The sequence below is a fragment of the Streptacidiphilus sp. PAMC 29251 genome (genome assembly GCF_054208735.2).
The window spans coordinates 4,864,998-4,889,863 of sequence record NZ_CM135725.2 but is presented as its reverse complement, the minus strand read 5'-3'; the positions used below and the strand labels follow the sequence as shown (position 1 = coordinate 4,889,863).

Annotated in this window: 24 protein-coding genes, 4 tRNA genes and 1 pseudogene; 11 read left to right on the top strand and 18 right to left on the bottom strand. The window is 70.6% G+C overall.

What is annotated here, in order from left to right; all coding sequences use genetic code 11:
- Nucleotides 1-214 precede the first annotated feature (214 nt).
- The 3 genes from ACXKR8_RS22960 to ACXKR8_RS22950 all read left to right on the top strand — a co-directional run bounded on the left by ACXKR8_RS22960 (nt 215) and on the right by ACXKR8_RS22950 (nt 4,142).
- Nucleotides 215-835, top strand: coding sequence for a hypothetical protein (locus ACXKR8_RS22960; RefSeq protein ID WP_458274753.1), 621 nt, complete (start codon nt 215-217; stop codon nt 833-835).
- A gap of 116 nt (nt 836-951) precedes the next feature.
- Entirely contained in the window at nt 952-2,487 is a 1,536-nt protein-coding gene (locus ACXKR8_RS22955) for a leucyl aminopeptidase (RefSeq protein ID WP_458274752.1), read from the top strand.
- Nucleotides 2,484-4,142 carry an AbgT family transporter gene (locus ACXKR8_RS22950; protein WP_458274751.1) on the top strand — a complete coding sequence of 553 codons (1,659 nt, stop codon included), beginning with the start codon at nt 2,484-2,486 and terminating at the stop codon, nt 4,140-4,142. Before ACXKR8_RS22955 ends, ACXKR8_RS22950 begins: the two co-directional genes overlap by 4 nt.
- On the opposite strand, the gene glsA is transcribed toward ACXKR8_RS22950, so the two are convergent.
- The 9 genes from glsA to ACXKR8_RS22905 form a co-directional block, all read right to left on the bottom strand.
- Complete coding sequence (gene glsA / locus ACXKR8_RS22945; protein ID WP_458275065.1) at nt 4,081-5,331, bottom strand: glutaminase A; 1,251 nt, start codon at nt 5,329-5,331, stop codon at nt 4,081-4,083. The genes ACXKR8_RS22950 and glsA overlap by 62 nt on opposite strands.
- 71 nt (nt 5,332-5,402) lie before the next feature.
- Nucleotides 5,403-5,723 carry an SHOCT domain-containing protein gene (locus ACXKR8_RS22940; RefSeq protein ID WP_458274750.1) on the bottom strand — a complete coding sequence of 107 codons (321 nt, stop codon included), beginning with the start codon at nt 5,721-5,723 and terminating at the stop codon, nt 5,403-5,405.
- Nucleotides 5,720-5,962: a hypothetical protein gene (locus tag ACXKR8_RS22935; RefSeq protein ID WP_462100650.1), complete on the bottom strand. Its 243-nt coding sequence runs from the start codon at nt 5,960-5,962 to the stop codon at nt 5,720-5,722. The genes ACXKR8_RS22940 and ACXKR8_RS22935 overlap by 4 nt, the downstream gene beginning before the upstream one ends.
- A gap of 329 nt (nt 5,963-6,291) precedes the next feature.
- Complete coding sequence (locus ACXKR8_RS22930) at nt 6,292-7,509, bottom strand: M20 metallopeptidase family protein (protein WP_458274748.1); 1,218 nt, start codon at nt 7,507-7,509, stop codon at nt 6,292-6,294.
- 160 nt (nt 7,510-7,669) lie between these two features.
- Nucleotides 7,670-7,743 (bottom strand) — tRNA-Phe (locus tag ACXKR8_RS22925).
- Between the two features lie 28 nt (nt 7,744-7,771).
- Nucleotides 7,772-7,845: transfer RNA gene (locus ACXKR8_RS22920), tRNA-Asp, on the bottom strand.
- A 34-nt stretch (nt 7,846-7,879) separates the two neighbouring features.
- Nucleotides 7,880-7,952 (bottom strand) — tRNA-Glu (locus ACXKR8_RS22915).
- A 141-nt stretch (nt 7,953-8,093) separates the two neighbouring features.
- Complete coding sequence (locus ACXKR8_RS22910) at nt 8,094-8,444, bottom strand: metallopeptidase family protein (RefSeq protein ID WP_458274747.1); 351 nt, start codon at nt 8,442-8,444, stop codon at nt 8,094-8,096.
- Between the two features lie 622 nt (nt 8,445-9,066).
- On the bottom strand, nt 9,067-9,261 hold the full coding sequence (locus ACXKR8_RS22905) for a hypothetical protein (RefSeq protein WP_458274746.1): 195 nt from the start codon (nt 9,259-9,261) through the stop codon (nt 9,067-9,069).
- A 284-nt stretch (nt 9,262-9,545) separates the two neighbouring features.
- Here ACXKR8_RS22905 and ACXKR8_RS22900 point away from each other — a divergent pair.
- Both ACXKR8_RS22900 and ACXKR8_RS22895 read left to right on the top strand, forming a co-directional pair.
- Nucleotides 9,546-11,905 (top strand): annotated as a pseudogene (locus tag ACXKR8_RS22900) (DEAD/DEAH box helicase).
- 274 nt (nt 11,906-12,179) lie between these two features.
- Nucleotides 12,180-12,252, top strand: a tRNA-Lys gene (locus tag ACXKR8_RS22895).
- A 455-nt stretch (nt 12,253-12,707) separates the two neighbouring features.
- On the opposite strand, the gene ACXKR8_RS22890 is transcribed toward ACXKR8_RS22895, so the two are convergent.
- Both ACXKR8_RS22890 and ACXKR8_RS22885 read right to left on the bottom strand, forming a co-directional pair.
- Nucleotides 12,708-13,826: an EcsC family protein gene (locus tag ACXKR8_RS22890; protein ID WP_458274744.1), complete on the bottom strand. Its 1,119-nt coding sequence runs from the start codon at nt 13,824-13,826 to the stop codon at nt 12,708-12,710.
- Between the two features lie 432 nt (nt 13,827-14,258).
- Nucleotides 14,259-14,513 carry a hypothetical protein gene (locus tag ACXKR8_RS22885; protein ID WP_458274743.1) on the bottom strand — a complete coding sequence of 85 codons (255 nt, stop codon included), beginning with the start codon at nt 14,511-14,513 and terminating at the stop codon, nt 14,259-14,261.
- 246 nt (nt 14,514-14,759) lie between these two features.
- On the opposite strand from ACXKR8_RS22885, the gene ACXKR8_RS22880 reads away from it, so the two are divergent.
- On the top strand, nt 14,760-15,011 hold the full coding sequence (locus ACXKR8_RS22880; RefSeq protein ID WP_458274742.1) for a DUF3040 domain-containing protein: 252 nt from the start codon (nt 14,760-14,762) through the stop codon (nt 15,009-15,011).
- A 77-nt stretch (nt 15,012-15,088) separates the two neighbouring features.
- Nucleotides 15,089-15,223 (top strand): hypothetical protein, encoded by a 135-nt coding sequence (locus tag ACXKR8_RS22875; protein WP_458274741.1) that lies wholly within the window; start codon nt 15,089-15,091, stop codon nt 15,221-15,223.
- A gap of 891 nt (nt 15,224-16,114) precedes the next feature.
- Here the strand turns inward: ACXKR8_RS22875 and ACXKR8_RS22870 are convergent.
- The 3 genes from ACXKR8_RS22870 to ACXKR8_RS22860 all read right to left on the bottom strand — a co-directional run bounded on the left by ACXKR8_RS22870 (nt 16,115) and on the right by ACXKR8_RS22860 (nt 18,424).
- Complete coding sequence (locus tag ACXKR8_RS22870) at nt 16,115-16,246, bottom strand: DUF6193 family natural product biosynthesis protein (protein ID WP_458275064.1); 132 nt, start codon at nt 16,244-16,246, stop codon at nt 16,115-16,117.
- 60 nt (nt 16,247-16,306) lie between these two features.
- Nucleotides 16,307-17,725, bottom strand: a complete 1,419-nt coding sequence (locus ACXKR8_RS22865) for an IS4 family transposase (protein ID WP_458267007.1) — start codon at nt 17,723-17,725, stop codon at nt 16,307-16,309.
- Nucleotides 17,726-17,812: 87 nt separating this feature from the next.
- Nucleotides 17,813-18,424, bottom strand: a complete 612-nt coding sequence (locus ACXKR8_RS22860) for a DUF6193 family natural product biosynthesis protein (RefSeq protein WP_458274740.1) — start codon at nt 18,422-18,424, stop codon at nt 17,813-17,815.
- A 679-nt stretch (nt 18,425-19,103) separates the two neighbouring features.
- On the opposite strand from ACXKR8_RS22860, the gene ACXKR8_RS22855 reads away from it, so the two are divergent.
- Entirely contained in the window at nt 19,104-19,835 is a 732-nt protein-coding gene (locus ACXKR8_RS22855; RefSeq protein ID WP_458274739.1) for an SOS response-associated peptidase, read from the top strand.
- A 95-nt stretch (nt 19,836-19,930) separates the two neighbouring features.
- Here ACXKR8_RS22855 and ACXKR8_RS22850 read toward each other — a convergent pair whose 3' ends face one another.
- Both ACXKR8_RS22850 and ACXKR8_RS22845 read right to left on the bottom strand, forming a co-directional pair.
- Complete coding sequence (locus ACXKR8_RS22850; protein ID WP_458274738.1) at nt 19,931-20,164, bottom strand: hypothetical protein; 234 nt, start codon at nt 20,162-20,164, stop codon at nt 19,931-19,933.
- Nucleotides 20,165-20,543: 379 nt separating this feature from the next.
- Nucleotides 20,544-20,867, bottom strand: coding sequence for a helix-turn-helix domain-containing protein (locus ACXKR8_RS22845; RefSeq protein WP_458274737.1), 324 nt, complete (start codon nt 20,865-20,867; stop codon nt 20,544-20,546).
- Between the two features lie 183 nt (nt 20,868-21,050).
- Here ACXKR8_RS22845 and ACXKR8_RS22840 point away from each other — a divergent pair, with 183 nt between their 5' ends.
- On the top strand, nt 21,051-21,254 hold the full coding sequence (locus ACXKR8_RS22840; protein WP_458274736.1) for a hypothetical protein: 204 nt from the start codon (nt 21,051-21,053) through the stop codon (nt 21,252-21,254).
- Nucleotides 21,255-21,324: 70 nt separating this feature from the next.
- On the opposite strand, the gene ACXKR8_RS22835 is transcribed toward ACXKR8_RS22840, so the two are convergent.
- Nucleotides 21,325-22,848 (bottom strand): MFS transporter, encoded by a 1,524-nt coding sequence (locus ACXKR8_RS22835; RefSeq protein WP_458274735.1) that lies wholly within the window; start codon nt 22,846-22,848, stop codon nt 21,325-21,327.
- A gap of 168 nt (nt 22,849-23,016) precedes the next feature.
- Here ACXKR8_RS22835 and ACXKR8_RS22830 point away from each other — a divergent pair, with 168 nt between their 5' ends.
- Both ACXKR8_RS22830 and ACXKR8_RS22825 read left to right on the top strand, forming a co-directional pair.
- Complete coding sequence (locus ACXKR8_RS22830) at nt 23,017-23,802, top strand: TetR/AcrR family transcriptional regulator (RefSeq protein ID WP_458274734.1); 786 nt, start codon at nt 23,017-23,019, stop codon at nt 23,800-23,802.
- 317 nt (nt 23,803-24,119) lie between these two features.
- Nucleotides 24,120-24,332: a hypothetical protein gene (locus ACXKR8_RS22825; RefSeq protein ID WP_458274733.1), complete on the top strand. Its 213-nt coding sequence runs from the start codon at nt 24,120-24,122 to the stop codon at nt 24,330-24,332.
- 111 nt (nt 24,333-24,443) lie between these two features.
- Here the strand turns inward: ACXKR8_RS22825 and ACXKR8_RS22820 are convergent, their stop codons facing one another.
- Complete coding sequence (locus ACXKR8_RS22820; protein ID WP_458274732.1) at nt 24,444-24,647, bottom strand: cold-shock protein; 204 nt, start codon at nt 24,645-24,647, stop codon at nt 24,444-24,446.
- Between the last annotated feature and the right edge of the window lie 219 nt (nt 24,648-24,866).

Here is a 24,866-nt window from a genome sequence, read left to right as displayed (position 1 = left end):
GACGGCAGGGTGATCACCTTCCATGGATCCACCTCCCGGCGCGGTTCCCGGCACACCACGCCCGGATCGCCCCCGGGGATCAGTCGGACAGTCGATCGGATGCCCGACGGCGCTGCACTGGATGGCTGACTGCGGTCGCGGCCGGGACGGGGCAGGGTGAGGCTGGAGGACAGGCGCGGGATCCGGAGCCCGGCCCTGGACGATGGGTGCGACAGTGCGAACTTCACAGGTGGGCTCGGGTGCGAGGCGGCTGCTGCTGGCGGGGGGCCTGCTGGCCGGCGGGATGGCCGGTGTGGTCGGGCTGGCGGCGTGCGGCAGCTCCTCGACGAGTGCGAACCTCTCCTCGGCCTCGACGCCCTCGTTCTCGCCGAATCCGCAGTCCTTCTCCGGGCAGCCGCCCTCCGCGCTGGCCTCCCTGGCCAGCTCGGGCCAGGCCGCCGCCTCGGCGGCGGCGGCCTCGGCCTCGGCCGCCGCGTCGGCGTTCGAGGCATCGGTGTCGGCGGAGTCCGGCCGGGCCACCGCGGCGGCGAAGGCCGAGCTGGCGAAGGTGTCGGGGCAGGGCAACGCCGTGGCGGAGGTCGGGCTCACCGGGCTGAACCGCAGCCGGACCGGGGGCCTGAACGCGGTGGTCGTCAACATCACCAACCGCAGCGGCGCCACCGCGTCCTATGCCGTGAAGATCAATTTCGAGGACAGCACCGGCAAGGTGGTCGACAGCACGGTGGTCGGAACCGAGAACCTGGCCGCCGGCCAGAAGGCGCAGCCGGTCGGCTTCAGCACCAAGCCCTCCGAGCAGGCCCTGATCCCCCGGGTGGCCCAGGCCCAGCGCTACTGACACGACGTCATGGCGGCGTGCCTGAATAGTTATTTAAGCCTCATATGGGATATCTGAGGGGATGCGCAAGGGCATACTGCCCGCCCCCGGTGATGTCCCTATGAGGAGTTCCGCCTGTGACGGCTGCTGAGGACGTACGTGAGCTGGTCCCCTCCTGGTCCGGGGTGACGCAGGTGTCGGCCGCGGCGCTGCCGGAGGGCGGCTACCAGGCGCTGGACCCGCTGAGCGCCCAGGGGGTGCCGGTCACCACCTCGGGCGGACCCCCCGCCGGGCTCGATCTGGGCCCGGACGCCCTGCGGGCGGCGGGCTTCGACGGCGCGGTGGGCCAGGCTCTGACCCACCCGGGCCCGGGCGGGCGCACCTTGGTCCTCTACGGCGTCGGCGCCGAGGGGGCAGCGGACGCCCACGCCCTGCGCGACGCCGCTGCGGCCTTCGCCCGGGCCGCCGCCCGGCACCGCCGGATCGCCCTGGTGCTGCCTCAGCACACCCTGGTGTCCCCGGAGGTGGCCGCGCAGGCGCTGGTGGAGGGGGCGCTGCTGGCCCGCTACCGCTACCCGGTCCTCAAGGCGGAGTCCGCGAACAGCCCGGCACTGGAGGAACTCGTCCTGCTGGCGCCCGCGGACGGCCTGGACGCCGTCGCCCGTGGCGCCGAGCGGGGCCGGATCCTGGCCCGGACCCAGGCGGTGGCCCGTGACCTGGCGAACTGTCCGCCGAGCATGATGACCGCGGAGGTGATGGCCGACTGCGCGGTGCTGTTGGCCGACGAGTGCGGCTTCGAGGTCGAGGTGTTCGACCGGGCGGCGCTGCGGCAGCTCGGTTGCGGCGGGCTGCTCGGGGTGAACGCGGGCAGCACCGACGAACCACGGATGATCAAGGTGGTGCACCGGCCTGCCGACACTGCTGCGGCGGGCCGGCTCGCCCTGGTCGGCAAGGGCATCATGTACGACTCGGGCGGCATCAGCCTCAAGCCCTCCGACGCCGTGCACGCCACGATGAAGAACGACATGTCGGGCGCCGGGGCGATTCTCGCGGCGATGACCGCGCTGCGGGCGTTGGACTGCCCCACGGTGGTGACCGGCTGGCTGATGTGCACCGACAACATGCCCTCGGGGAGCGCGACCAAGCTCGGCGACGTGCTCACCATCCGCGGCGGCACCACGGTCGAGGTCATCAACACCGACGCCGAGGGCCGGCTGGTGATGGCCGACGCCCTGGTCCTGGCCACCGAGGAGCCCGGCGACGCGATCGTGGACATCGCCACCCTCACCGGGGCGAGCCTGCGTGCGCTGGGCGCGGAGATCGCCGGGGTGTTCGGCAACGCCCAGCCGCTGGTGGACCAGGTGCTGGCCGCCGCGGCGCTCACCGACGAGCCCGCCTGGCAGCTACCGCTGGCGCGGCGCTACCGCAAGGAACTGGACTCCGACATCGCCGACATCAAGAACATGGGCGGCCCCAACGGCGGGGCGATCCACGCTGCCCTGTTCCTGGACGCCTTCGTTGCCGGGCGGGACTGGGCCCACATCGACATCGCCGGCCCGGCCCAGAACGACGCGGCCGACTCCTGGCACCCGCGCGGCTGCACCGGCTTCGGCGCCCGCCTGCTGACCGAGCTCGCGCTCGGCTTCACCCGTTCGTCAGGAGTCTCCGCATGAGCAGTGCCGTCGCCGCGGCCGAGAGCGGCAAGAGGTCGTTCACCCAGCGGATGCTGGACGGCATCGAGAAGGCGGGCAACAAGGTCCCGCACCCCGCCGTCATCTTCCTGCTGCTGATCCTGCTGGTCATCGTGCTGTCCGCGATCCTGTCCGCGGTCGGCGTCCATGTCACCTACGAGTCCGCCGCCCCGGCCCCGGTGGCCGGGAAGCTCTACTACCCGCAGGGCACCACCGAGCCCTCGGTCAGCTACCCGCCGGACGCGCTGCACCACCCCGACGTCCAGGTGACCCACGAGACCACCAAGATCGAGAGCCTGCTGACGGCGGACGGCGTCCGCTTCATCTTCACCTCGGCGGTGGACAACTTCACCAGCTTCGGCGTGGTCGGGGTGATCCTGGTGGCCATGATCGGCGTCGGCCTGGCCGAGGAGGCCGGGCTGATCGGGGCGCTGATCCGAAAACTCGTCGCGGTGTCCCCGCCGGCCACGCTGACCTTCATCATCGTGCTGCTCGGCATCCTGTCCAGCATCGCCTCGGACGCGGGCTACCTGGTGCTGATCCCGCTGGGCGCGGTCGCCTTCAAGAGCGTGGGACGCCATCCGCTGGCCGGGCTGGCCGCCGCGTTCGCCGCGGTCGGCGCCACCTTCGGGGTGAACGTCCTGATCACCCCGACCGACGGCATCATCACCGAGGTCACCAATGAGGCGGTCCGGCTGGCTGATCCCAGCCTCACCATCGACCTGACCTCCAACCTCTACTTCGGCATCGCCTCGACGTTCTTCCTGGCCATCCTGATCACCGTGATCACCGAGAAGTTCGTCGAGCCCAGCCTGGGCCGCTACATCCCGCACGAGGCGGCCGAGGCCACCGAGGAGACGCCCGGCGGCCCGGAGGCCGAGGCCCGCGGACTCCGCTGGGCGCTCTACGGCCTGCTCGGCGTCCTGCTGCTACTGGTGCTGCTGTCCGTGTTCCCGAGCGCACCGCTGCGGAACCAGGAGACCGGCAGCCTGTTCGACGACTCTCCGTTCATGGACAGCCTGATCTTCATCATCATGCTGATCTTCCTGGTCACCGGGCTCTGCTACGGGGCCGGCGCGAAGACCCTCAAGGGCAGCGCCGCCGCCATGGCCGCCATCACCAAGACCTTCGCCGGTCTGGGGGGCCTGATCTTCCTGCTGTTGATCATCGCCCAGTTCATCGCCTACTTCAACTACACCAACATGGCGACCGTGATCGCGGTGAAACTGGCCGACGCCCTTGAGCGGGCCAATGTCGGGGCGGTCTGGCTGCTGATCGGATTCATCCTGGTCACGCTGCTGCTGGACATCATCATCCCCGGGGTGATCCCCAAGTGGGCGATCTTCGCACCGATCTTCATCCCGCTGTTCATCCGGCTCGGCGTCGCCCCGCAGACCATCCTCGCGGCCTACCGGGTCGGCGACGGACCGATGAACATCGTCACCCCGCTCATGGTCTACATCCCCTTCATCGTGCTGCTCACCCAGAAGTACAAGAAGGAGGCCGGGGTCGGCACGGTGGTGTCGATGATGCTGCCGTACACCTTGATCGTCGCTGCGGGCTGGCTGGTCTTCTTCATCGCCTGGTATCTGATCGGGATCCCGCTCGGCCCGGGCGCCCCGGTCCATCTGCCCTGAGCAGGATGTTCCCGGTGACCGTCACCCGGTGACCGCGCTCGGCCAGCAGGGTCAGGGCGCGATCGAGCATCGCCGTGGCGGTGGCGTCGATCGCGGTCACCTGTTCGAGGTCGAGCAGCACCCGGCCGGCCGGGCCGGGGGCCTGCTGCCCCAGTGCGAACAGCACCCGTTCGGCCGCGGTGAAGTCCAGCGCGCCCTGGGCCGCGACCAGCGCGGTCCGGCCGTCCTCGGCCGTGGTCGACCGGGTGACCGTGGCCGCGCCCGGAGCGGCGTTGTGCATCAGGTGCAGTCCGAAGCGCTCGGACAGCTCGCGCAGCGCAGCGACGCCCCGGACCGGATTGCCGAAGCCGTCCAGCGGCGGGCTGTGGACGGCGACGCCGAAGCGGGCCGGGCTCACGGCGACCAGGCCGCCGGACACCCCGCTCTTCGCGGGCAGCCCCACCCGCACCATCCACTCGCCGGCCGCGTCGTACATCCCGCAGGTGGCCATCACCGACAGCACCTGCACCGCCACCGGCTCGGGCACCACGGTCGCGCCGGTCACCGGGTTGACCCCGCCGTTCGCCAGCGTGGCCGCCATCACCGCCAGGTCGGCGACGGTGGCCCGGACCGCGCACTGGCGGAAGTAGGTCTCCACCGCCTCGTCGGGGTCGCCCCGCAGCGCACCGCTCCCGCGCATCAGGTGGGCCAGCGCCCGGTTGCGGTGCCCGGTCCCGGCCTCCGACCGGTAGACCTCCTCGTCCACGTCCAGGGCGCGGCCGGCGAAGCGGCCCAGGCAGTCCAGGATCCGGGTGAAGCGCTCGGCCGGATCGGCCGCCGGGACCAGCGCGGTGACCGCGATGGCGCCGGCGTTGATCATGGGGTTCGCCGGACGGCCGGTCACCGGGTCCAGGCTGATCGCGTTGAAGGCCTCCCCGCTGGGCTCCGCGCCGACCCTGCGGCCGACCTCCTCGGTGCCCAGTTCGGCCAGGGCGAGCGCGAGCACAAAGGGCTTGGTCACCGACTGCAGGGTGAACCGGACCTCGGACTGCCCGGCCTGGTAGCGGTGCCCGTCCAGGCTCACCAGCGCAAGACCGAAGCAGTCCCGGTCCGCCAGGGCCAACTGCGGGATGTAGTCGGCGACGGCGCCCTCGTCCAGCGCCCGATGGCGACGGTGGAGGTCGTCCAGGGCCTCACTGACGACGTCGATGCCGACGCCGACGTCTACGTCGATGCCGGCTGCGGAGTCGGCGTCGGCGTCGGCGTCGGAGTTCGGGGAGGTCAAGGGGCCAGCACGCGTTGCTTGGCGGCAGCGAACTCCGCTTCGGACAGCAGGCCCTGCGCATAGAGGCTGCCGAGGCGCTCCAGCGCGGACAGCGCATGGTCGTCGAGCACCGGTGCGGGCGCTGGTGCCGCGGGGGCAGGCGTGGGTGCGGGCGCGGGCGTGGGTGCGGGCGCTGCGGCGGCGGGTGCGTGGGCCTGCTGCTGCCGCGCTGCCACTCGTCCGCTCACCGCGGAGGCGGTCCCGGCGACCACAGCGGTCCTGGCCGCCACTCCGATGAGCCCCGGGCGTCCGCCCCGGCTGAGCCGTCGACCGATCATGACAGTGCCTCTTCCCGGGCGATCGCCTGCAGATCCAGCTCCACCAGTACCTCGGGCACCCGCTCATGGGCCACCAGCACGCCGCCGGCCGTCCGGATCGCCGCCGCGATCGGTGCCGCCCAGGTGTTCTCCCAGACCAGCAGCGCGGCGGAGGAGCCCGGCGGGATCTCCTCGGCCATCAGCGCCAGGTCCTCCTCGCTCAGCAGGCCGCCGACCTCGCCGTCGATGTCGGCGAACATCGCCGCCTCGTCCGCGTCCAGGGAGTCGAAGTTCGAGGAAGCGGACGAGGCCGTCGTCGTCGCGTCTGACGAAGGTCAGGTCGAGGATCCGGATGACACCGTCGTCCACCAGCTTCCTCAGCTCGGGCAGGATGTCGCCGCGGAACCGGGATCCCGGGAACGCGACCACCAGGTACTCCACAGGTCCGACCGCCATGGCGGACACCTCCAGGACAAAGCGCGGGCAGCTGACCGGTCAGTTCGATGCTGCGCCCGCGGACAGCCGTCGGCCAGTCGGGGCGGCTCGGGCCTGCTCGGGCCTGCTCGGGCCTTTCGGGGCCGCTCGGGGTTCAGCCGCGGGCGAGCCGTCCCAGGGCCAGTTCCGCGAGCAGCGCCGCCGCGTCGGCCAGCACCGCGTCGTCGAAGGCGGCCTCGGGGGAGTGGTTGTAGGGGGCGGTGCCGGGGTTCTGGTCGGTGGGGCAGGCGCCGAGCATCAGATAGGCGGCGGGGATCACCTCGGCCACGACGGCGAAGTCCTCGGAGCCGGCCACCGGCCGCGGCATCTCCACATAGCGGTCCACGCCCAGGAGTTGGCGGGCCGTCTCGGCCGCGTAGGCCGCCTCGGCGGCGTTGTTGACGGTGACCGGGTAGCCCTCGGTGACGACCGCGTCCACGGTCAGCCCGTGCGCCTCGCCGATGCCGCGGACCAGGCGCGGGGCCTCCGCCAGCACCCGGTCCCTGGCCTCGGGGGAGAAGGAGCGGACGGTGGCGGCGAAGACCGCCTCCTCGGGGATGACATTGTCGGTGGTGCCCGCGTGGAAGCTGCCGACGGTGACCACGACCGGGTCGAAGGCGTCGAAGCGGCGGGTGACCATGGTCTGCAGCGCGGTCACCGCCTCACAGGCGGCCGGGACCGGGTCCAGCGCCAGATGCGGACTGGAACCGTGGCCCCCGCGACCGCGCATGGTCACGGTCAGCACGTCGGCCGCCGCCATGATCGGCCCGGGACGGGTGGCCACCCAGCCGTGCGGCAGCACCGAGGCCGCGACGTGCAGCGCGTACCCGGCGACCGGGGTGCTCCCGGCGGCGTCGAGCACGCCCTCCTCGATCATCAGCCGTGCCCCGCCCAGGCCCTCCTCGCCGGGCTGGAACATGAACACCACGCTCCCGGCCAGGGTCTCCCGCCGCTCGCAGAGCAGCCGAACCGCGCCGACCAGCCCCGCCGTGTGCAGATCGTGCCCGCAGGCATGCATCACCCCCGGCAGCACCGAGGCGTACGGCAGGCCCGGGGCCTCCTGCACCGGCAGTGCGTCCATGTCCGCGCGCAGCAGCACCACGGGCCCCGGCAGGGCCCCGCGCAGCACCGCCGTCACCGAACCGAGCAGCTTGCCCAGGGTTATCTCCAGCGGCAGGCCCTCCAACGCGGCGAGCACCCTGGCCTGTGTCAACGGCAACTCCAGACCGACCTCCGGCTCGCGGTGCAGCGCCCGGCGCAGGGCCACCAGCTCGGGCTGCAGCGCGGCCGCCGACGTACGGAGGGAGGCCTGGCGGCCCACGGTCTCGGTCATGGACATCTCCTCTTGGGGCTTCTCCGCTGGGGGCTTCTCCGCCTGGGCCTTCTCCGCCTGGGGTGGCTCCATCATCCTCGCCCGCCCCGGCCCTTCCCGCAGGGCCCCAACAGCAGAGCCCCCAGCGATGAATCCGCTGGGGGCTCTGTTTCCGGCACTGTGGCCAGGGGCGGGGTCGAACCGCCGACCTACCGCTTTTCAGGCGGTCGCTCGTACCAACTGAGCTACCTGGCCGTGATTCCCCCCGAAAGGGGAAGCACTGCGACCTCGACGGGACTTGAACCCGCGATCTCCACCTTGACAGGGTGGCGAGATAACCAACTTCTCCACGAGGCCTCGCACAGGCGAACCTGCACGCGGTGTTAATGCGTACCCCCAACGGGATTCGAACCCGTGCTACCGCCTTGAAAGGGCGGCGTCCTGGGCCACTAGACGATGAGGGCGCTGGCCCTCCCGGCTTCCTTGCGGCCGTCGGGGACGTTCAGAAGCATATGGGATGGGAGCGGGTATCGCCAAAATGGTTTCGAGGCGTCCGCCGGGCCGGACTCGTCCTGACCCATGGCCGGCCGTTTGCAGGCCGTGGTTCAGCCCCAGCCCAGGTCGTGCAGGTGGGCGTCGCCGATGCCGAAGTGGTGCGCCACTTCGTGGATCACGGTGGTGGTCACCTCGTGCCGCACCTCGTCCGGGGTCCGGCACAGGCGCAGGGTGGGGGCCATGTAGACGGTGATCCGGTCCGGCAGCACCCCCGCGTACCACTCGCCCCGCTCGGTCAGCGGCGTCCCCTCGTACAGGCCCAGCAGTTCCGGGTCGCCGGCCTCGGGCTCGTCCTCGACGAAGATCACCACGTTGTCCATCAGCCGGGTCAGATCGGCGGGTATCTGGTCCAGGGCATCGCCGACCAGTTCCTCGAAGGCCTCGCGTGTCATCTCCATCACACGGCCATTCTCCGGGCAGAACCCCGAAAAGGCCCCCGGCCCCGGCACGTTCGCGAAGGTTCACGGCGGCACGCGAAGGTTCGCGACGGCACGCGGCGGCTCGCGGCAGCCCGCGGCAGCCCGCGGCAGCCCGCGAAGAAGACGGCTCGCGAAGAAAAGGAGGCGCGGTTGCGCCGAACGGCCGTGTCTTTTCACCTGGTGCCGCCGTTGGGCCGGTGAGGGGACCGCTGAGGGCGGTCGCCGGACCGATCGGGAAAGCGGGGCCGCGCACGGTGGTCAAGTTCGATGTCGGGGTCAGCCGGGCCGCAGTGACGGCCGCCGTGCTGGGCGTCCTCGCGGCGGGGGCGTTGTCCGGGTGCATGGACGTGGGCGGTTCCGGTCAGCCGGGGTCGGCCGGAACCCCGGTGGTGGGCGGTCCCTCCGCCACCGCGGGCTCGCAGGACGGAGCGGTGCGCGCGCGGGCCGGTGACAAGCACCGACAGTCTCCCGGCGCCTCGTCAACTGCGGTGCCCAGCCCGGGTGCCAGCGGTGCCGACGGCGGGGTCAAGCCGCTTCCGCCCGGGGTGGTGGCCGGTGTGGGCGTACGGCCGCCGGCCGGCGGTTCGGGCGGCGGCGTGCCGACTCAGGGCGCTGCGGCGGGCGGCGGCGGCGGTACGTCCGCGGGCGGTGCCACCGGCGCGCCGAGTGCGTCCGCGAGCCCCACGGCTGCTCCGCCCGCCTCCTCCGGTCCCAGCGACCCGCCGCCCGCGTCCCAGCCGCCGCCCGCGTCGGCCACGTCGACCCCGTCCTCCTGAAAGCGCCCGTCCTCCTGAAGCACCCGCCCTCCTGAAAAGCAGGAGCGGAACGGGAACAACCGCGGCGTCGCGCTTGCTGAGAAAGGGGTGAGGCCCTCGGCGCCGCAGGCCCAGGTTGGGCTGTTTGCAGCTGAGGCCGACCGTAGGCTATCTTGGTAGATCGTTAGTTTGTTTCATTTGCCCGGCGCCGCTATTTACTCCCAACAGGCGCCCTGGCGCGTACCGTGCACTCCGTGGCTGACCGCATTGAGGCGGTTGTAGGTGAACCCCGCGGACTTGGCGCGTGCCAACATCCGGAAGGTTCTTCATGTCTCTCGTTGACGACGACCGCTTCGCCATGCCCGAAAACGGCATCGAGGCTCCCGCCGCCACCGTCATCACGGACTCCGTCGAGTCCGTGGACACCGCAACCGACACCACCGTCACCACCGAGGCCGAGACCGCCCCGGCCGACGAGGCCGCTGAGGCCGACATCACCATCGAGCCCGCTGAGCCCGTCGAGCCCGCTGAGCCGACGATCACCTTCGGCAGCCTGGGCCTGCACCAGGACCTGGTCCGTACGCTCGCCAAGCGCGGCGTCACCGAGCCCTTCCCGATCCAGGCCGCGACCATCCCGGACGCGCTGGACGGCAAGGACGTCCTCGGCCGTGGCCGCACCGGCTCCGGCAAGACGCTGGCCTTCGGCCTGCCGCTGCTCACCCGCCTCGGCGGCAGCCGCAGCCAGGCCAAGCGTCCGCGCGGCCTGATCCTGGTGCCGACCCGCGAGTTGGCCATGCAGGTCGCCGACGCGCTGGAGCCGTACGGCTCGGTGCTCGGCCTCAAGCTCAAGGTCGTCTGCGGCGGTACCTCGATGTCCAACCAGATCTACGCGCTGGAGCGCGGCGTCGACGTCCTCGTCGCCACCCCCGGCCGCCTGCGCGACCTGCTCAACCGCGGCGCCTGCAAGCTGGACGAGACCGAGGTCATCGTCCTGGACGAGGCCGACCAGATGGCCGACATGGGCTTCCTGCCCGAGGTCACCGAGATCCTCGACCAGGTCCCGGCCGGCGGCCAGCGGATGCTGTTCTCCGCCACGCTGGAGAACGAGATCGACTCGCTGGTCAAGCGCTACCTCAAGAACCCGGTGACGCACGAGGTCGACCCGTCGGCCGGCGCCGTCACCACCATGACCCACCACGTCCTGGTCGTGAAGCCCAAGGACAAGGCCCCGATCACCAACGCCATCGCCGCCCGCAAGGGCCGGACGATCATCTTCGTCCGCACCCAGATGGGCTGCGACCGCGTCGCCGAGCAGCTGCGCGACGCCGGCGTGCTGGCCGACGCCCTGCACGGCGGCATGACCCAGGGCGCGCGCACCGCCACCCTGGGCGACTTCAAGGACGGCTACGTCAACGTCCTGGTCGCGACGGACGTCGCGGCGCGCGGCATCCACGTCGACGACGTCGACCTGGTGCTGAACGTCGACCCGGCCGGGGACCACAAGGACTACCTGCACCGCTCGGGCCGTACGGCGCGAGCCGGCCGCTCCGGCACGGTCGTCACCCTGATCCTTCCGCACCAGCGCCGCGGCGTGTTCCGCTGTTCCGCCTGCTTGAGGACGCCGGGGTCGAGGCCACCCGCCACATCGTCGGCGGCGCTTTCGACGCCGACCTGATCAAGATCACCGGCGCTCGTTCGCTGAGCGACGTCCAGGCCGAGTCGGTCGCCACCCAGGCCAAGCAGGCCGAGCGTGACGTCCAGGACCTGACCCGCGAGCTGGAGCGTGCCACCAAGCACGCCGCCGACCTGCGGGCCGACGCCGACCGCCTGCAGGCCCGTGCGGCCCGCGAGCGGGCCGAGCTGGGCATCGAGGACGACGAGACGACCGCTCCGGTCGAGGGCGCCGAGGCCGGGACCGCGATCGCGGCCACCGTCCCGGCGCAGGGCTCCTCCGCCGAGGTGGAGGACACCCGTCCGGCGCGCAGCACCTCCTCGCGCGACGACCGCGGTGGCCGTGACGACCGCGGCAACTACCAGCGCCGGGATGACCGCGGCGGCGACCGCGGCGGGTTCCAGCGCCGTGACGACCGTGGTGGCGAGCGCGGCAGTGACCGCGGCGGCGACCGCGGTGGCTACCAGCGTCGCGACGACCGTCCGGCCGCCGGTGGCGCGAGCCGCTCGTTCGGTGACCGGGACAACCGCTCCGGTGGTTTCCAGCGCCGGGACGACCGTCCCTCCTCGGGTGGCGCGAGCCGCTCGTTCGGCGACCGGGACAACCGCTCCGGTGGTTTCCAGCGTCGCGACGACCGTCCGTCCTCGGGTGGCGCGAGCCGCTCGTTCGGCGACCGCGACAACCGCTCCTCGGGCGGCTACCAGGGTCGTAGCAACGGCGGCGGCAGCAGCTTCGGTGAGCGCAGCGGGCGTCCGTCCACTCCGTACCAGAGCCGCGACGACCGTCCCGCCTCGGGCGCCGGCCGCTCCTACGGCGACCGTCCGGCCTCCGGCAGCAGCCGCCCGGCCTTCGGCCGCCGCGACGACCACCGCCCGGCCTCGACCGGCGGCAGCCGCTCCTTCGGTGACCGCGACAACCGCTCCGGTGGTTTCCAGCGCCGCGACGACCGCCCGTCCTCGGGCGGCCCGAGCCGCTCGTTCGGCGACCGCGACAACAAGCCGCGCTGGAAGAACTGACGCACGCACGCACGCACGTGAAGCACTCAGCGCTGACTGAGAGCTGACTTAGCGCGGAGGGCCGCTGTTTCCACCCGAGAAGTCGGGTGGAAACAGCGGCCCTCCCGCGTTCCCGGCAAGCTGGACGCGGTGAGGCAGCCCGCCCTCGCCCCGCCGCCGGCGCCCCGGTAGCCCGCCCGGGCGAAGGCACGGAAAGGCAGTGGCCACAGCCCCCGCATCACCGGGTAGGATCACGGTGGCTGGCAACCCGCCTACGGGTCCCCGCCAAGCTGACGGGCCGTTAGCTCAATTGGCAGAGCTGTGGACTTTTAATCCATAGGTTGTGGGTTCGAGTCCCACACGGCCCACAAGATCAATGCATGCTTGACCAGGGCGTTTCCCTCACGAGGGAGACGCCCTTTCGTATGTTCGGCTCTGTGGTGAGTCATGGGTGGGACCCGGGTGGGTCGCAGAGGCACGGCAACGTGGGGTGGAACCCTAGTCTGAACTGCGGGAATGCGCGGATTCCTGGGTGCCGGGTGCGTTCTTCCTGCGGTGCCTGCCGCGTTTGGGCTGCTGGCGGATGGTGCGGGGGATCTCGTTCACACCGTCCAGGAGGAGCTGTGCCACGGCCTCTGAGCCACTGCGGGCCAGCTCAGGGAGTACGGACATGTAGGTGTCGACGGTGGTAACTGTTCTGCTGTGCCCGACTCGAACGGAGATAGTTTTGAAGTCGAGGCCGGCGGCGATCGCGAGGCTGACGGCACCGTGGCGCAGGTCGTGCAGTCGGATCGGGGGGAGATCAGCAGGACCAACTGGTTGATCAGGGAAGGTCGGGTCCGCCTGCCTTGGAGAGTTCGGTGAGGACGCTGATCGGCTCGTCGGTGGAGTCCACGTCGTCCTCGTCCTCGTCGGCGTCCAGGAACGAACCGGTCGCCTCCTCGTTGCTGAGGTGCGGATACTTCTCGAGGAGGAACCGGCGTCGGTAGGCCATGTCGGCGGTGTCGACGATCTGCTCCAGCGTGGACCAGTTGAGGGTGCTGCCCACGAGGATCCCGACCCCGGGAACGACCTTGCCGAGGCCCTTCTTGGTGAGGCGTATGCCGAATGCCCTGGCGAACTCCACGGAGACCCTGGCGACCACGGAATCGCTCAGGACGTTCCATGCCTTGCCGCGCACGAGTGCCTGGGTGAGCCGGGATATGTCAGCCATCGCAGCGGTCTTGGCGGAGGCCGACACCGCCGTACCGGCGTTGACCACGGACATCACGAACAGCTTCTCGGCGGGCGATTCGGGGTCGTAGCCGTAGAACAGCGACACATGTCCGACCACCCGGGACGCCAGCCCGAGGACGATCGCGGCGTCGCCCGCGAGGGCACCCACGATCATCCCTCCCGAGGGCGCCGACGCAGCCCCCGCGGAGGCGACGACGACCAGCTCCCCGCCCGAGATCACCAGCCCCGCCGTCGCTCCCGACAGCGCCGCGGCGGCCGGGTAGTACCAACTGGCCCCGCGTCCCCGAGCGGCGTCGATCTGCTCCAGATCGAGTCGGCGAAGGTCGGCCAGCGACGTCACATCATGGCCGCGCTTCTGATGGCGCTTCACCACCCGTGCGGGGGTCAGCCCTGCTCGTGACAGTCGCCCCACCGTCTGCCGGGTGGAGTGGAGGACCGTGCTGCTCCAGTCGGGCAGTGCGTCGGTGGCACCGCGCGCGGCGGTACCCGCCTTCTGGGCGCCTTTGGCGACGATCTCCTGTCCGCGCGTCACCGCGGACAGGGCCCGCGGGTGGCTCTCCAATTGCTTGGCCGCGCGCCTGCCGAGTTTCGCTGCGCTGACGGCCAGGTGCTCACCGGCCTCGCCCATCTTGCGGGACAGCGGGCGGCCTTTGAAGCGCTGGATGTCACGCCACGCTTCGAGCTCGTAGTCCGAGGGTTCAGTCACACCGGGATCGTAGGCTCTGCCGCAGTAACCGGGCGGGGGGTTGGGGAAGTTGCCCCGGGAATCGGTACAAGTACTGGGCAGGATGGGAGCCATGGCGTACACGGAACAGCATCTTCGCAGCTGATCGACGTGCGGGTGGCCGCAGGCGGGCGGTACTGGCCGGCGCCTCGGAGGCGGGCCGTTCTCCATCAATGGTGGCAATGCCCGCCGGGCACGTCGTCCACCATGACCAGCCGGACGTCTTCGCCGAATGCGTTCGGTGGTTCCTGAACCCCGTCGACGAACTCGTCGGTCAAACCCACTCAGGAGAGTTCCGGGCTGGTGAGTTCGTCGCAGACCTGCTCCGAGGAACTGCGGACCTGTCGGATTGATCTCTCCGGGGACTTGAACCCCTCGCAGCCCGCTGATTGCGACAACCTTTGTGGTCAGAGGTCAGACCCTTCGACGGAAGAGGCAGACCAGGGCGATGCGTTCGCCGGTGAGGGTCTTTCCTTCGGCGGCGGCCAGGTTGTAGAGCGTCCAGCCGGCGGCTTCGACGGCTTCGATCTGCGGGGCGACTCCGGTCATGGGTGCGGTGGTCTTGCTGGTCGCGTTGGCTTCGATGAACTTGTAGACGAGGACCTGATCGCCGTTGGCGTAGGCCTTCTGAGCCTGCTTGGCGGCGTCGGCGGCCTTGGAGTCGTTCATGAAGCCCATGGTGGTTCCCCTTGCTGGTCGGTGGGGATTCACCGTGGCAGGGCGACCCTGACCGAGGCGGCGGATTTGCCATCCTGTGACGTCTCGTTCCGGATGGTCGAGCACCTCGGAGTGGCAGCCGGAAGTCGGTCTGCGGCGATGCCGACTCCTCAGCCTTGTGCCGCCAGGGGGCCATGCCCTCGGGATTCTCCCAACTGCGCCCTGAGCAAACTCGCCGGCTCGGGGCAGGGGCAATTCATGACCGAACCCGGCACACGCCACCGCCTGATGCAGATCTACCGCAGCCAACGCCGCGAGGACCCCGCCCTGAAGAACTCCGTGCTCTACCAGAAGAGCGGGGACTGGATCGGGGTGGCAGCGCTCCTCGTGATCGCCGTCGTGGCGTGCATCCTCGGTGGGTGGTGGATCGCGGTGGGAGCGGTCGGCTTTGTCGCCGCTGGGCTGATGCTGGCCGGGATCGTCCGCCGCCACCAGCGGCAGCTCCCATGAAGCCCGATCGGGTAGCTGGCACGAACCGGTGGTGGTACTGGCTGACCGCAGCAGCGGGCCTGACCGTGTGCGCCTGCGTGGCGACCGTGATCGACCACGTGCTGATCCCGCCGCACTCCTGGGTCGACTCCGTGGGCAAGGGCGTTGCGATCCTCGTCGGTGGCATGGCCGGCGCAACCGTCCTACGGCTGCTCACCCGACACCGCCACTGACGGCGCCTGCCCCGCGGGGTACAACCGCCAGACGCTGCGGAGATATGCCGCGACGGATCTTGCGTGGCCTGTCAGTGTGAGGGCGTGACAAAGGTCGAGAGGGCAGAGGTATTCGCGCCCGGACGCCGCCGCGGAGGTGGGGGTCTCCATCCGTACCGGGTGCGTGGGCGCGGACGCAGTGCCGTGGTTCTGTGGATCGGCGGTCTGGGTGACGAACTCGAACGGGTGTTTGCGGTGTAGCAAGCGGGCCGCTGGCACGTGCCAGTGTTTGTGACTGTCCGGCAGGCCCGGGTATATGCGCGCCGACGTGGCCGGAAGCTTGTCAGGCCCGAGGCCTCGATGCGGTCCACCGGTTGCCGGAGCAGGGAACAGCGCACAACAGCGCCTACGAGAAACTGTTCGAAGGCAAGTCGCCACGTGGACTCCCGACGAGCAATGCGCGGTAGTGGAGTTGATCAGGGCCGGGGTGGAGCTGTGGAACCCCTGCCCAGCGATCCTCAATCCCTGCTCGGGGAGTGCCTTGGGCGGTGGACTGGTCCTCTCGGCCTTGTGATCCGTTCCCGGTCGCTGGCTGAGGTGCTCTGCTGCCTTCGCCGGGTAGCCGGTCCAGCCGCGGATAGGTGAGTCGGGGGGCGAAGTTGCTCCTCGGCCTGGGGCCGGACGAACACTCCCGGGCGACGCCCCACGACCACCTCTACGATCACAGCCTGGAGCAGCCTGCCGCGCACCAGACGAAGGATCAATTACCCGGCCAAAGATCCGAGACGGTGGGTAGTTGATGCTGGCTATGGCCTGATTTTTACGGATCTCGCCCTCATCACGGGAACGCGGCCGGTCCGACTTCCCGTGCTGCAGAAGCCCTGCGTGCTGCCCACGGTCCACCACGTCGCCTCAGCTGGCCGGCCCGAGCCCCTCTGGGAGGGCAGCCGCCATGAGGGCCACGGCTTCCTCCGGCGTCCCGGTGCGTGCGACCGGCTCGCCTTGGTTCCACACCCCGTAGAGCCCCTGGTCGTAGGGGTGGATGACATCAACACCAGTGCGTTAGGGCGTTGACCTGCGGTGCAACCGTGGCCTGCGTGGCTGTCAGCGTCGTGGGCGGGCAGTGAGTCCGTTCTCCAGCATTCCGATCTTGGCGCTGAAGGTGTAGGTGGGTGCGCTCTGGGGGTGCTTGCCCGCGTTCGGGGCGTATTTGCTGGTGGTGTTCTTCTTGCTGCGGGCCTTGACGCGCTGTCGGCGGTGCGCGGGCCACAGGTCGGCGAGGATCGCTGCGCCGATCCTTCCCACCAGGTCGGCCTTGTCCTGGATCGTGGTGCCGGCGGCGGTCAGGACGGTGTCTGCGGCGGCCTGCAGCAGCACGGTGAAGCTGAGGCGGTCCATATCCAGGGCGGGCTGGTCGGTGATCGCGTCGGCAGCGGCGCGAATCAGCACCTGGTAGGCGGTCAGCAGTGCCCAGACCTCCTGGTCGAGGCCGTCGATGCTGCGCGAGCGTAGGACGCGGCCGTCCAGGATGCTGGCCTTGATCGAAAAATAGGCGGTCTCCGCCTGCCATCGCTCGTGGTAGAGGTGCAGGAGTTCGCTTGCGGGGTGGGTGGTGTGGTCGAGGAGGCTGGTGAGCAGGCGCCACTGCTCGGTGCGTACGGTGCCGTCGGACAGAGTCACGGTGACCTCGGCCTCGATCACGCGCACCGGCAGGGGCGAGTAGCCCAGGCCGGCCCGGTAGGGGGCGCGCAGGCGGGCCAGGTAGGAGCCGTCTGCGAGGTGTTGAAGGGCGGTGGGGCAGCGGCTGGCGCCCGAGCGCACCAGGAAGTGGGCGCCGGTCGCGGCGGTGTCGGCCAGGAAGTGCACGGCGTCGAAGCCCGCGTCGGCCAGCAGCAGCATCGACGCGTCTAGCACGTGCAACAGGCGTGTGGCGTAGGGTAGTTCACCGGTTGCCTCGGGGCCGAAGGCCGCGCCCAGCAGAGCCCGGGTGCCGCACTCGACGATCACCAGCAGGCGTAGCAGCGGGTAGCCGAACTCCCTCTTCTCGCCGACCCGTTTGGGATAGAGCCAGGTGACCTGCGCGTCTTCGGGCACGTGCAGACTGGTGCCGTCGACGGCCACTGTGCGCAGCCCCCGGTAGAAGGAGCCGGGGCGGTGGCGCTCGCCGACAGGACCCGCCAGCGTCTCGAACAGCACCTTGAGGGGGCGGGCACCCAGGCGGCGCCTCGCCCGGGCGAGCGAGGAGACGGCTGGCCGGACGATCACGGCCGCGGGCAGGTGCGCGGTCAGCTTTCCCCACACCGCCCGGTACGAGGCGTGCTCGAACAGCGCGAGAGCCAGGACGAAGTACACCATCACGCGGGCGGGCAGCAGCCGCAGCCGCTTCTCCCGCGCCCCGGTCTCCTCCAGCACGGCGTCCACCAGGGCAAAATCCACGATCTGGGTCAACTCGCCCAAGTGGCCCGGCGCGTAGACCCCCGGGATCACCTGCATGGCGGGCGTGGTGGCAGACTGATCGCGCAACGGGACTCCCGATGATCATCCGAGCTTGGCAGCAAGATGATCTATCAGGAGTCCCGTTCGACGTTCACGCCGGGGTTGCGCCGCAGGTCACAGGCTTAACGCACTGGTGTTGTGGATGACATACCCGACCCGACTCTTCCAGAACTCCTCGACACCGGTGGAGAACCAGAGGTTGAAGTGGCTGTTGACCGGCATCAGCCGGCGCAGCACCGGCTGGGCGTACGCCGCCGCCAGCAGGGCGTGGGCGCGCGGGTGCCGGTCATAGGGCGGCATGTGAATACGGTCGAGCTTGGCCTGCCACGTCAACTCGACGGCACCGAACGGCTCCCGCTCGTGGGTGAGGGCCCAGGGCCTGAACCGGACGAACGAGGCGCGCGCCCGCGTCTCCTCAAGCCCCGCGCCGCCCGACCATGCCGCCGTCGCCCTGACGACCTCGGTCAGGTCCGCGGTCGACCCACACGCCAGGCGCGCGCCGTTGCCCTGAAGGTTCACCTGGAAGGTCCGCCGCCGCCCCTCGGCGGGCGGGTACACCGTCACGCGCCGACCGCTCCCCGCGTCGCGGTACTCCGCGATGCGACCCCATTTCGAGTCCGACTCAGGCAGGGGGAGCCCGAGTTCCTCGGCCGTATGTTTCAACGCAGCCCGGAGGGCCCCGTCATCGTCCCAGCCACCCTCGCCATGCCCCGCCCCGAAGCTCATCACCCCAGTCTGCCCGAAGCACCCCTGCCTTAGGACTCCTCACAAAAGTGGTGGACTTGACCTGGCCAGAGGTCGGTGTCGCGCACGCCGCCGGGCAATGGAACTGCCGGACGGACCATGGGCCACCTGCCATCAGGACCGTGATGTCGCGAAGATCGGATGCCGCGTAAGTCCCCGCGCCTGGTGTGCGCCGGCTTTTGCGGATCGCCAGGGGCACGACTCAGTCAGCACGCTGCTGATTGCCGCCTGCCCTGGGCCACCCACGTGCAGCGCCGTACACACGTCTCTCTTTGTCGACGGCCTCGACTTGATCGCGTGCGCTTACAACGGCGCAACCGGCGGCCGTCCCAGTCAGCTGCTCAGGCCTGGAGGCCCGCTCTACCCGACTGATCAAGCGCGGGGCTACTCGCGGATGGGGCTGCTGTACGTAGGGCGTCGCGGCGGAATCACGGACCGGGCCCGGGGGGGAGTCGGTGTACGACTCGATGTCGCGGGCCGATGGCCTTGCGCGTCGAAACCGGGCACACCGGCACATACTGGTTTCTATGCGCCCACGTGAAGAAGGTCGCGAACGCAGCCGGCTCCCGGTTGGACTTCGACGCGCCGCTCCGGCCCGGGTTCTGCGGTGCGTTGAGCCGCCACTTCCACAGCCCTTCAACACGCGGACGGTAGAGGGAAAATGTGCGGTCGATATGTGTCATCCCGGAGCCCGCTGGATCTGGCGACCGAGTTCCGGGCGCAGCCGCCGGGTCCGGATGTGGTGCTGCCGCCGTCGTGGAACGTTGCGCCGACTGATCTGGTGTGGGGGGTGCTGGAGCGTGCGGCGAAGGACGGGGCCGAGCCGCGCGGACGTGAGGTGCGGGCGCTGCGGTGGGGGTTGGTTCCGTCCTGGGCGAAGGACCTGTCCGTCGGGGCGAGGATGATCAACGCCCGGGTGGAGACCGTCCACGAGAAGCCCGCCTACCGTCGTGCCTTCAGCAGCCGCAGGTGCCTTCTGCCCGCCGACGGGTTCTACGAGTGGGAGGCCGTCCCGGCCGGCAAGGGCACCAAGGCGCGCAAGCAGCCGTACTTCATCCACCCCGCCGACGGCACCGCGATGGCGATGGCCGGGCTGTACGAGTTCTGGCGCGACCCGGCCGGGCCGAAGGACGGCCCCTGGGTCGTCAGTTGCACGATCATCACCACCGAGGCCACCGACAGCGCCGGGCGGGTCCACCCCCGTATGCCGCTGACCGTCGGCACGGAGCACTACGGCGACTGGCTGAACCCCGAGCACACGGATGTCGACGATCTGCGCGCGCTTCTCCAGGCCCCGGCCGGCGGGGAGTTGGACGTGCGGGCGGTGTCCAGCGCGGTCAATTCGGTGCGGAATGACGGGCCCGAACTTCTTGGTGCGCCGGAGGAGTCCTGAGGAGATGTGAGGAGATGCGAAAAGTCCTGAGGAGTCGTCAGGAGTGGGGAGAAAGCGGGCGCAGACTCGGCTGAGTCTGCGCCCGCTGGTGGGGGTCACGCCTGGACGGGGTGTCCGGCGTCGCCCTCGACGATGTGCTTGGCGCGGCCCTCCTCGTCGACGTCGGTGAGGGTGATGTCGGGCTCGCCGCTGCCGGTGGTGTCGAACTGGAACAGGTCCGCTTTGCCGTCGCCGGTGGTGTCGGTGGCCCACAGGTCGGGCTTGCCGTCGCCGTTGGTGTCGGCGGCGAGAAGCAGGTGGTCGTCATTGGTGTTCTCGTTGGCTGCCATGTGGCGCGGTTGCCCGATTGGCGCGGCAGGAAACGTGCGGCGGCGGCGGAGCGGGGACGGCGCTACCGCTTCATGGCTCTGTGCTGCTTGAGGAGGGCGGTGATGCTCTCGTGGCCCGCCTCGGTGTTCAGCGCGGTGAGGAGTTCATCGGGGCAGAGCTCTGCTTATGCAAAGTCAGCTGAGGTCTGATGGGGGAGAACGGCGGGGGCGAGGAGGTCCGGGCCGGGGTTGGGGACGAACTGTGACGGGCGGTAGGTCGTGGGGTGTACGAGACGTCCGCGCAAGGGGGATGGGGAGTGCCCCGGGGTGACGACTGCCGATCACTCCCCAGCGGGGACGGGGAGTGATCGAGGGGCGGGCGTCGCGGCGGGCGTCGGGATCAGGCTGCGCGTCTGGCCGGGTGGCCGCGTTCGGCGTGGTCGCGGCCTGCGTGGTCGGGGCCGGCGTCGGTGATCGAACCGGAGAGGAGGATGCCGAGCTCCGTCTCGTCCAGGGCCAGGATGCCGGCGATGCGCTCCGCGATGGTCAGGGACGGGCAGCGCTGTCCCGTTTCCAGGCCGACCAGGTAGCCGGGCGGGATGCCCAGCAACCGGGCGCACTCCCGGCCGCGCAGCCCGGCGCGCATCCGCGCCCGGCCGAGCATCGGGCCCATCTCGACCGGCGGGATCCGGCGCTGCTGTGCACTGTCTGCACCATCGTCCATCGTTTTCTCCTTCTGCATGATCAGCTGACTGTGCCCTTCCTCTCGACGTCGATACCTGGTGTCACTCCAGCGGCCCAACAGGTATGCCGGAATGCGCAACCCGCCTGGCGGCAGGCGGGACCCGCCTCTCTGGGTCGCCGGCCTGCGCGGCTAGGGTGTGGCGCCTGACCAAGGGGGTGGCCGGTGGGCTTCATATACGCGTTCGAGGCGAGTGCACGGCAGCAGACCGTGCTGTGGTTTTTGGCGGCTGTACTCATCGGCGAGATCGCGACCTGGGCCGCGCCCCGGCGGGCGCGGCCCTGGAACCACATCCTCGTCGCGGTGACTGTCACCGGGACGCTGGTCCTGATGCCGTTCATGGCGTTCGGGTTCGGCTTCGTCGACTGAAGCCTGAAGCCTGAAGCCTGAAGCCTGAAGCCTGAAGGCTGAACTGCCTTGTGGATGCGGGGCGTTGGGGTCAGTGGCTGATGGCTTCGGGGGTGAGGGCGGGCGCGGCTTCGGCGTCCGGCGCGGCCTCAGCCTCGGGCCTGTGGTCGCGGATCAGGATGACGGCCAGGGCAGCCCCGATGATGACCGCTGCGGCGCCGATCAGGAAGCCTGCGCTCATCGCCGTGGTGAAGGCGTGGCGGGCGGCGGCGGCCAGGGCGGGGTCGTGGAGGCGGGCCGCGGCGTTCAGGGCGTCGCCGATCGAGGACTTGGCCGCCGTGGGCGCCGTGCCGGGCATGGCCGCGTGGTAGCGCCCGGCCAGGACGCTGCCCAGGGCGGCGACGCCGAGGGCCGCGCCGGTCTGCTGGACGGTGTCGTTGAGGGCGGAGCCGACTCCGGCGTGCTCGGCCGGGACGGCGCCCATCAGCGCGGCGCTGGCCGCGGGCATCGCCAGGCCGCCGCCGGCGCCCAGCAGGGCCAGAGCGGTGCCCAGCACCGCGAAGCCGCTGGTGTCCGTGGCCGTCGCGAGGACGCCGAGGCCGGCGGCCATCACGGCCAGACCGATGGCGATCATCGGTCGGTTGCCGATCCTCTTGCCGAGGGTGGTGGCCAGGCTGGAGACCGCGATCATGGCGGCCGCCATCGGGATCAGCGCCAGGCCGGCCTCGGTGGGGGTGTAGCCGAGGACCGACTGGGTGTACTGGGTGAGGATCAGCAGCAGGCCGCCGAGGGCGAACTCCAGCAGCACCAGCGAGAAGCAGGCGCCGGAGAAGTCGCGGTTCCGGAACAGCGCCAGCGGGACCATCGGGGAGGCGGAGCGGCGCTCCCACAGCCCGAACGACACCAGGCTCGCCACGGCGAGGATCAGTGCGAGCAGGGTGGACGTGTTCGACAGGCCGCCGTGCGGCAGTTCGATGATCGCCCAGACCAGGGCGGTCATGCCGACCACCGACAGCACCGCGCCGATCGGATCGGCCTTGGCCCAGGGCCCGCGGGACTCGGGCATCCAGGCCCGGGCCGCCAGCACGGCGACGATCGCGACCGGGACGTTCAGCAGCAGCACCGCGCCCCACCGGAACTCGCTGATCAGGGCGCCGGCCACGACCGGTCCTGTGACCAGGCCGACCACCGACACGGTGCTCCAGATGCCGATCGCCTTGCGCATCTCGACCGGATCGGTGAACACCGTGATCAGGATGGACAGCATGCTGGGCATCATCACCGCGCCGCCGATCCCCATCACCGCCCGCGCGCCGATGAGTTCGGCCACGGTGGTCGCGTATGCGCCGACCAGTGAGGCGCCGCCGAACAGCACCAGACCGGTGATCAGCGTCCGGCGGCGGCCGAAGCGGTCGGCCAGGCTGCCGGCCGGCAGCAGCAGTCCGGCGAACACCAGGATGTAGGAGTCCAGGATCCACTGGATGCCGACGGACCCGGCGTGCAGGTCGTGGGCCAGGGACGGCACCGCGACGTTCAGCGCCATGTTGTCGATCACCAGGACCAGCGTGCTCAGGCACAGCACGGTCAGCACCAGCCAGCGCCTCGCGCTGGACATCACCGTCTCCATCGGGCCCACCCCATTCTCGTACAGTGTGCGAGTTCTTTGACTCGCACACTGTACGAGTCATATCGCACGGTGTGCAAGTGGCTCGCACGGTGTTCTGGAGAGTCGCTATGCTGGCCTTGAGCAAAACCGGAGCACGCTGGAGCAGAGGGAGGCCCCATGCCGGCCGCAGAGACCGCCGCAGAGACCGCCGCAGCGCCCGCCGGGGAGCAGACGATCGCCTCGGTCTGGACCCGACCCCGCCGTCCGCAGCGCCAGCCGTCGGCGCTGGGCCGGGAGCAGATCGTGGCCGAGGCGGTGGCGCTGCTGGACGAGGAGGGGATCGCCGCGCTGAGCATGCGCAAGCTCGGGGCCAGGCTGGGATCAGGAGCCACCTCGATCTACTGGCATGTGCCCAGCAAGGACGAGCTGGTCGAGCTGGTCGTCGACGAGGTCTACGGCGAACTGCGCGCGCCGGACCTCCAGGGTGCCGACGCCGCCGACCCGGCGGTCTGGCGGGCGGCCACGGTCGAGTACGCCCGCAGCGTGCGGGCGATGGTCCTGCGGCACACCTGGGTCGGCGGCCTGCTCGGCGAGTCGGGGCTGTCCTATCTGGGACCGAACATGATGCGCCTGTCCGACGGCATGCTCGGCCTGTACCGGGCGGCCGGCTTCACGCTGCTGAAGGCCAATGACGCGATCACCACCGTCACCGCCTACGTCCTGGGCATGGCCACCGGTGAGGCCGCGATGCTCACCACCATCGCCCGGAGCGGCGTGAGCGAGCAGGAGTGGGTGGCGGCCCTGCTGCCCACCGCCGAGCGGGCCGCCCAGCCGTACCCGCACCTCAGGGAGTTGTACGTGGCCTACCGGGCGGTGGATCCGGAGGTCGGCCGGGAGGACGGCTTCGGCTATGGGCTCGAACGCATCCTCGACGGCCTGCAGGCCGAGGGGTTCCGGGGCTGAACCTGCGGTGGACCGGTCGGTCCTGGACGGGGGCAGCCGTGCACCGGCCCGTGGTCGGCCCGTAGGCTGCGCGGGTGGGGGTCCTGGCCTAGGTCGAGCAGGGCCCCCGCTCCCGTACCCGTCCCGCCCCGGCCCCCGGCCCCGGCCCGGCCGACGTTACGTCCCCATTCCTGCCCCGCCCCCGCCGACGTCACGTCCCCCTGCCGCCCGTTCCGGGGGTGCGATTCTGGGGTTGGGGCCGGACTCCACCAGAGGTTTGCGCATTGGCCATAGCAAACCCATGGCCTCCGACGCAATCCGCCAGTAGCGTCACCGCCGTGACGAACACCCCCGGGGACGCTGCCGCGACCCAAGAGAGACTTCGCGACGTCGCGAAGCGCCTTCCGTCGCGCTGGAGCGACGTCGGCAGGTTCAGCGAGCTCGCCGCGGAACTCGAGGCCTTTGTCGCCGAACTGGCCGAGGCCGCCGCGGTCCGTCGCGACTCGCGCACCGACCAGGGCCGCCCGCCGTTCCTCACCGAGGAGAGGTGACCGACGCGGCGCCGCGGGCCCGGTGAGCTGCTCCCGTACGGCTCAGGAAACGGCCGTGCCCCGGGCCCAGCCGAGTGGCTGGGACCGGGGCACGGTTCGTGCGTGAGGGGGTCAGGCCGGAACGATGTTCTCCGCCTGCGGGCCCTTCTGGCCCTGAGTGACGTCGTAGGTCACCTTCTGGCCTTCCTGGAGCTCACGGAAGCCCTGGGCGGCGATGTTGGAGTAGTGGGCGAAGACGTCCGGGCCGCCGCCGTCCTGCTCGATGAAACCGAAGCCCTTTTCGGCGTTGAACCACTTAACGGTGCCACTGGCCATACTGGGATCTCCTCGCGAGGGCAGTCGCACCAGCGCTCGCGGTGTGCGGGCGCCATGTCCTCGGTCGGTCCGCCGTGTGCGATCCAGGGCAGTGAAAACGCCCGTGATCGCGATCACGGGCGAGACGAGCTCGGGAACCACGACTGCTACTGGAGAGAACGGTACCGGCACCCGGGCGTCCCCGCCGCCGGACACGGACATCCCGCCCCGGCAAACCGG

Bases quoted from the DNA above. Each gene is read 5' to 3' on its own strand.
- ACXKR8_RS22845 (WP_458274737.1), bottom strand. From the start codon at position 20,867: ATGGACGATGGTGCAGACAGTGCACAGCAGCGCCGGATCCCGCCGGTC.
- ACXKR8_RS22855 (WP_458274739.1), top strand. From the start codon at position 19,104: ATGTGCGGTCGATATGTGTCATCCCGGAGCCCGCTGGATCTGGCGACC.
- ACXKR8_RS22860 (WP_458274740.1), bottom strand. From the start codon at position 18,424: ATGAGCTTCGGGGCGGGGCATGGCGAGGGTGGCTGGGACGATGACGGG.
- ACXKR8_RS22820 (WP_458274732.1), bottom strand. From the start codon at position 24,647: ATGGCCAGTGGCACCGTTAAGTGGTTCAACGCCGAAAAGGGCTTCGGT.
- ACXKR8_RS22880 (WP_458274742.1), top strand. From the start codon at position 14,760: ATGACCGAACCCGGCACACGCCACCGCCTGATGCAGATCTACCGCAGC.
- ACXKR8_RS22930 (WP_458274748.1), bottom strand. From the start codon at position 7,509: ATGACCGAGACCGTGGGCCGCCAGGCCTCCCTCCGTACGTCGGCGGCC.
- ACXKR8_RS22850 (WP_458274738.1), bottom strand. From the start codon at position 20,164: ATGGCAGCCAACGAGAACACCAATGACGACCACCTGCTTCTCGCCGCC.
- ACXKR8_RS22935 (WP_462100650.1), bottom strand. From the start codon at position 5,962: ATGTTCGCCGACATCGACGGCGAGGTCGGCGGCCTGCTGAGCGAGGAG.
- ACXKR8_RS22830 (WP_458274734.1), top strand. From the start codon at position 23,017: ATGCCGGCCGCAGAGACCGCCGCAGAGACCGCCGCAGCGCCCGCCGGG.
- ACXKR8_RS22885 (WP_458274743.1), bottom strand. From the start codon at position 14,513: ATGAACGACTCCAAGGCCGCCGACGCCGCCAAGCAGGCTCAGAAGGCC.
- ACXKR8_RS22835 (WP_458274735.1), bottom strand. From the start codon at position 22,848: ATGTCCAGCGCGAGGCGCTGGCTGGTGCTGACCGTGCTGTGCCTGAGC.
- ACXKR8_RS22940 (WP_458274750.1), bottom strand. From the start codon at position 5,723: ATGATCGGTCGACGGCTCAGCCGGGGCGGACGCCCGGGGCTCATCGGA.
- ACXKR8_RS22950 (WP_458274751.1), top strand. From the start codon at position 2,484: ATGAGCAGTGCCGTCGCCGCGGCCGAGAGCGGCAAGAGGTCGTTCACC.